The organism is Bacteroidota bacterium, from assembly GCA_034723125.1.
Classification (GTDB): Bacteria; Bacteroidota; Bacteroidia; order CAILMK01; family JAAYUY01; genus JAYEOP01.
In genome coordinates, this window is the sequence record JAYEOP010000160.1 from 1 (window position 1) to 3,876 (window position 3,876).

Genomic DNA, 3,876 nt, shown 5'->3' on the forward strand with positions numbered 1-3,876 from the left:
CACGATGTTAGAACTTATTTTAAAAATACCACAGAGATTGTGATACTGCCGGAATTGACTAAAGCCGGGGTAGTTATACTTACTTAAAATCATCTATCTTTTACGCTCTCTCCCTTTAATATATCTATTTAATGCCTCTTTAGATGCCAGCCAATTACGGCCATCCTTGTGAGCCTCTAATTTACCGGTACGGGCTAAAAGATTAAGATACTTTTTATCATATCTTGTGTCTTTAGCAAGTTCCGCTAAACTAACATATTTTTCTTTAACTAAAGATTTGGGCGTAACAACTTTTAAATATATATCAAGAGTTCTTTCAACTGCCCTGGCAATAAAATTAACAAAAGAAGAATAATCGCCCTTATCCGCCAGACTCAAAGCCATATAATAACGCTTTCTGTCAGTTTTCATTACCGCCACCAAAGGAAAACCAACTTGCATTAATATAATATTCATCACAAGCCTTGAGGTACGGCCATTACCGTCAAAAAATGAATGAATATATACCAACTTATGATGCATTATACTTGCCAATTCAACTGGGTGTAATTTTCTATTGCCAAAACACCACTTAATTAATTTTCTCATCAACTTCGGTACATCAATAGCTTCCGGCGGTTTATGGGATGCGCCGCCATATATTTTTAATATGGTTTAGCTTTATTTTTTAACTATACCATATTAGGAAGATTTATCAATTACCTTATTCTGGATCATGTTATTCTCTTTAAGGCCTTTATTCCCAATCCACGATCAAAATTCCCTGACCTCGCTTTTTCACCACCAGCTTCTGCCCTTTCCTCCACTTAAGCACATCCAATATCTCCCGGGGCAAAGTTACGCCCAGACTGTTGCCATGTTTGTAGATCTTGCGAATCTCATTGTTTTTAAGTTTTCTACGCATAATTTTTTCCTTAAGCTTACGTATACATTAAAATGTATATTTAAATGTATACGTAATATTTATCTATTTTTATTATAGCAAAAAAACAGGTTCAAATAAACCTGCTTTTTTTCGCCAAATTATTTAATTTTTCACTTTTTTAAATATACTGTCGTAGTCGGATATGCGATTTCAATATTCTCCTTTTGAAATTTATCTACAATCTCCAGATTAATTTCCTCCTGCGCGTCCATGTATTTATTGTAATCCGCGCTCGCAATGTAATAGACAATTTCATGGACCAAACTAGAATCGCCGAATTCTTTAAAATTCACCCGATCTAGCTCAAGCAATTCCTGCTGGTTTATTATTTCTTTTATCATAGTTGGAATTTGTTTAAGCTTGTCTATTTTTGTTTCATAGCTAACGCCAATCGAAAATACCACGCGCCGCTTTTCCATCTGGCCGAAATTCTGCACCCGCGAACTGGTCATGTCCGTATTGGACATAATTATTTCTTCTCCCTGCAGGGCGGTTATGCGGGTTGTTTTTATGCCCACATGCTTGACCGTACCCAAATTTTCGCCGACAATTATAAAATCTCCCTGCTTAAACGGCTTGTCAAAATGAATCGCCAAAGAAGAAAACAGATCACCCAGTATATTCTGCAAAGCCAGACCGATCGCGATCCCGCCGATACCCAGTCCGGCAATTAGCGATGTCACGTTATACCCCAAATTCGATAAAATAAGGATTAAAGCACCGACCCATAATATAATCTTCATAATCACGCTTAAAGCTTTTATGATACCGGTTTGCCCTCCCTCTTCTTTTTTTCTTTCTGTTATTTTTTTGGCGCCAAAATCAAGTAAATCAGCGATAAACCGGATGGCGTAAAAAACCATTACTATCAGTAAAATATTAAATAGCCATTTGCCCGCGATATCAGGTAATTTAATAAATCGCGAGGAGAAAAAAACAGAAACAGTAAAATAAAAAGGCCAGCCGATGGCGCTAATAGCATCAATTACCGCGTCATCAATCTCGGTTTTGGTTTTCTTAAATACCTTTTTTAATCGAGCGATAACTGCTATTTTAAATATTTTTAAAATAACTAAGGTAATAATAAAAACAAAAGCTACCTTAAAATAAGCAGCTATTTCCATGCCCATAAATTCATAATCAGAAAAATAATTAAACCAATTGTTAAATAAATCCATAAAATTGTAATGTTAATCTATTAAATTTTCTAAAATAATCCATGCGTTTATCTCTTGTTTTAATTTTAGCAAATCAGGTTCGAACCTGCAAGCTCCCGTACTAAAAATCACAGCTAAAATTAGCTGTGATTTTATTTGCACGGGTGTTGGAAATCGGTTAGAACGTGGTTTCAAGAAAATACCGGCGTAGTTTTACTGCCCGATCTAAGTAAAACTACTATCAGTAGTTTATAAAAAACTATCTTGCTTCGCCATATTTATTATCTGCTAGTTCACCTTTCTTAAATAACAAAAAAGTAAAAAATAATACTGGAACAAAGGTAAAGCCTGCGAGCGGACCAGGCAATCCAATATCATGTAATCTTTTAATATTGAAGCACACCATTCCCAAAAAATAGAACAGTACTACCAACTAAGCCTTACCCCAAAATTTAGACAGTATGCTAAGATATAATTAAGGCATAAAAAATCTAAATCATATGGGTAATATTAAACGTAAACATTCAACATCATTCAAAATTAGAGTCGCCCTGGATCTCATTAAGGAAAAAGAATCAGTAGCCGTCATCTGTTCTCGCTATAGCATACACCCTACACAAGCCAGAAGGTGGAAAGACCGGGCATTGGAAATACTAACCTCCGGTTTCGATAATAAATCCGCTGCCAAAAAAAAGAAAAAAGATGAATTAATCGAAGAACTTTACAAGCAGATTGGCCAATCCAAAGTTGAAATGGACTGGCTAAAAAAAAATATGGGAATTGCCTAAAAAGGAGCGCCATCAGTTTATTAAGCCGGAACACAAGGACATATCTATCGCGCGCCAATGCGAGCTTCTCGGATTATGCCGCGGGAGTTATTATTACCGGTCTAAGCCGGAAAACGAAAAAAACATTTACCTGATGCGCCGGATCGATGAGATCTATACCAAGTATCCATATTACGGAATACCTAAAATGACTGCCCAACTCAATCGCGAGAAAGAAAAAGTCAATCATAAGCGCATAGAACGGCTGATGAACATAATGGGCATCCAGGCAATACGGCCAAAGCGGAATCTAAGTAAAAACGCTAAAGAACACGTAAAATACCCTTATTTACTGAACAAAGTTGATATCAACCACCCAAACCATGTCTGGGGAACTGATATCACCTATATTCGCGCTAATGGCAAATGGTTCTATCTGGTAGCTATCCTGGATTGGCATTCGCGCTACGTAATCAGCTGGAAATTGTCGCGCAGTCTGGAATCTGACTTTTGCATTGCTTGCCTCAAAGAGGCGCTTACAATCGCTTTGCCCGAAATAAACAATTCCGATCAGGGCGTTCAGTTTACAGCCGAAGACTACTTGTCTGTATTGGAAGCGCATGAGTCAATTAAAATCAGCATGGATGGACGAGGCCGATGTTTTGATAATATTTTTACCGAGCGGTTATGGCGAAGCGTCAAATACGAAGAAGTCTATCTGAAAGAATATAATTCGTTTGCCGATGCGCACCAGTCGCTTGCTGTATATTTTCACACCTACAACTACGAACGCATCCACGAGAATCTAAATTATCAAACGCCGTCAGAAATCTATTTCGGCATCAATTTGGATGAACCGCGGAAAAACGAAGCCACAGAATCATCCCTGAGCCCCGCATGGATAGCCAGACGACGCCTTATACCTGAATCGCCGAAACATTTTATCACTCCAATTATTAATAATCAAAAGGTCGAAATTAGTCACATTAATTGCCAAAATACTGTCTAAAGAATGGGGGGAGGTAAA

5 protein-coding genes are annotated in these 3,876 nt (G+C 37.4%); 2 read left to right on the plus strand and 3 right to left on the minus strand.

What is annotated here, in order from left to right:
• Positions 1-93: 93 nt before the first annotated feature.
• The 3 genes from U9R42_04765 to U9R42_04775 all read right to left on the minus strand — a co-directional run bounded on the left by U9R42_04765 (position 94) and on the right by U9R42_04775 (position 2,103).
• Positions 94-651: a Fic family protein gene (locus tag U9R42_04765; GenBank protein ID MEA3495328.1), complete on the minus strand. Its 558-nt coding sequence runs from the start codon at positions 649-651 to the stop codon at positions 94-96.
• 85 nt (positions 652-736) lie between these two features.
• Entirely contained in the window at positions 737-904 is a 168-nt protein-coding gene (locus tag U9R42_04770; protein MEA3495329.1) for an AbrB/MazE/SpoVT family DNA-binding domain-containing protein, read from the minus strand.
• A gap of 131 nt (positions 905-1,035) precedes the next feature.
• Positions 1,036-2,103 (minus strand): mechanosensitive ion channel family protein, encoded by a 1,068-nt coding sequence (locus U9R42_04775; GenBank protein MEA3495330.1) that lies wholly within the window; start codon positions 2,101-2,103, stop codon positions 1,036-1,038.
• A 479-nt stretch (positions 2,104-2,582) separates the two neighbouring features.
• Between U9R42_04775 and U9R42_04780 the strand changes: the two genes are divergently transcribed.
• Together U9R42_04780 and U9R42_04785 are read left to right on the plus strand one after the other, a co-directional pair.
• Positions 2,583-2,870 carry a transposase gene (locus U9R42_04780; protein MEA3495331.1) on the plus strand — a complete coding sequence of 96 codons (288 nt, stop codon included), beginning with the start codon at positions 2,583-2,585 and terminating at the stop codon, positions 2,868-2,870.
• Entirely contained in the window at positions 2,863-3,858 is a 996-nt protein-coding gene (locus tag U9R42_04785) for an IS3 family transposase (GenBank protein ID MEA3495332.1), read from the plus strand. Before U9R42_04780 ends, U9R42_04785 begins: the two co-directional genes overlap by 8 nt.
• The last annotated feature ends 18 nt before the right edge of the window (positions 3,859-3,876 follow it).

Bases quoted from the DNA above. Each gene is read 5' to 3' on its own strand.
- U9R42_04775 (MEA3495330.1), bottom strand. From the start codon at position 2,103: ATGGATTTATTTAACAATTGGTTTAATTATTTTTCTGATTATGAATTT.
- U9R42_04770 (MEA3495329.1), bottom strand. From the start codon at position 904: ATGCGTAGAAAACTTAAAAACAATGAGATTCGCAAGATCTACAAACAT.
- U9R42_04780 (MEA3495331.1), top strand. From the start codon at position 2,583: ATGGGTAATATTAAACGTAAACATTCAACATCATTCAAAATTAGAGTC.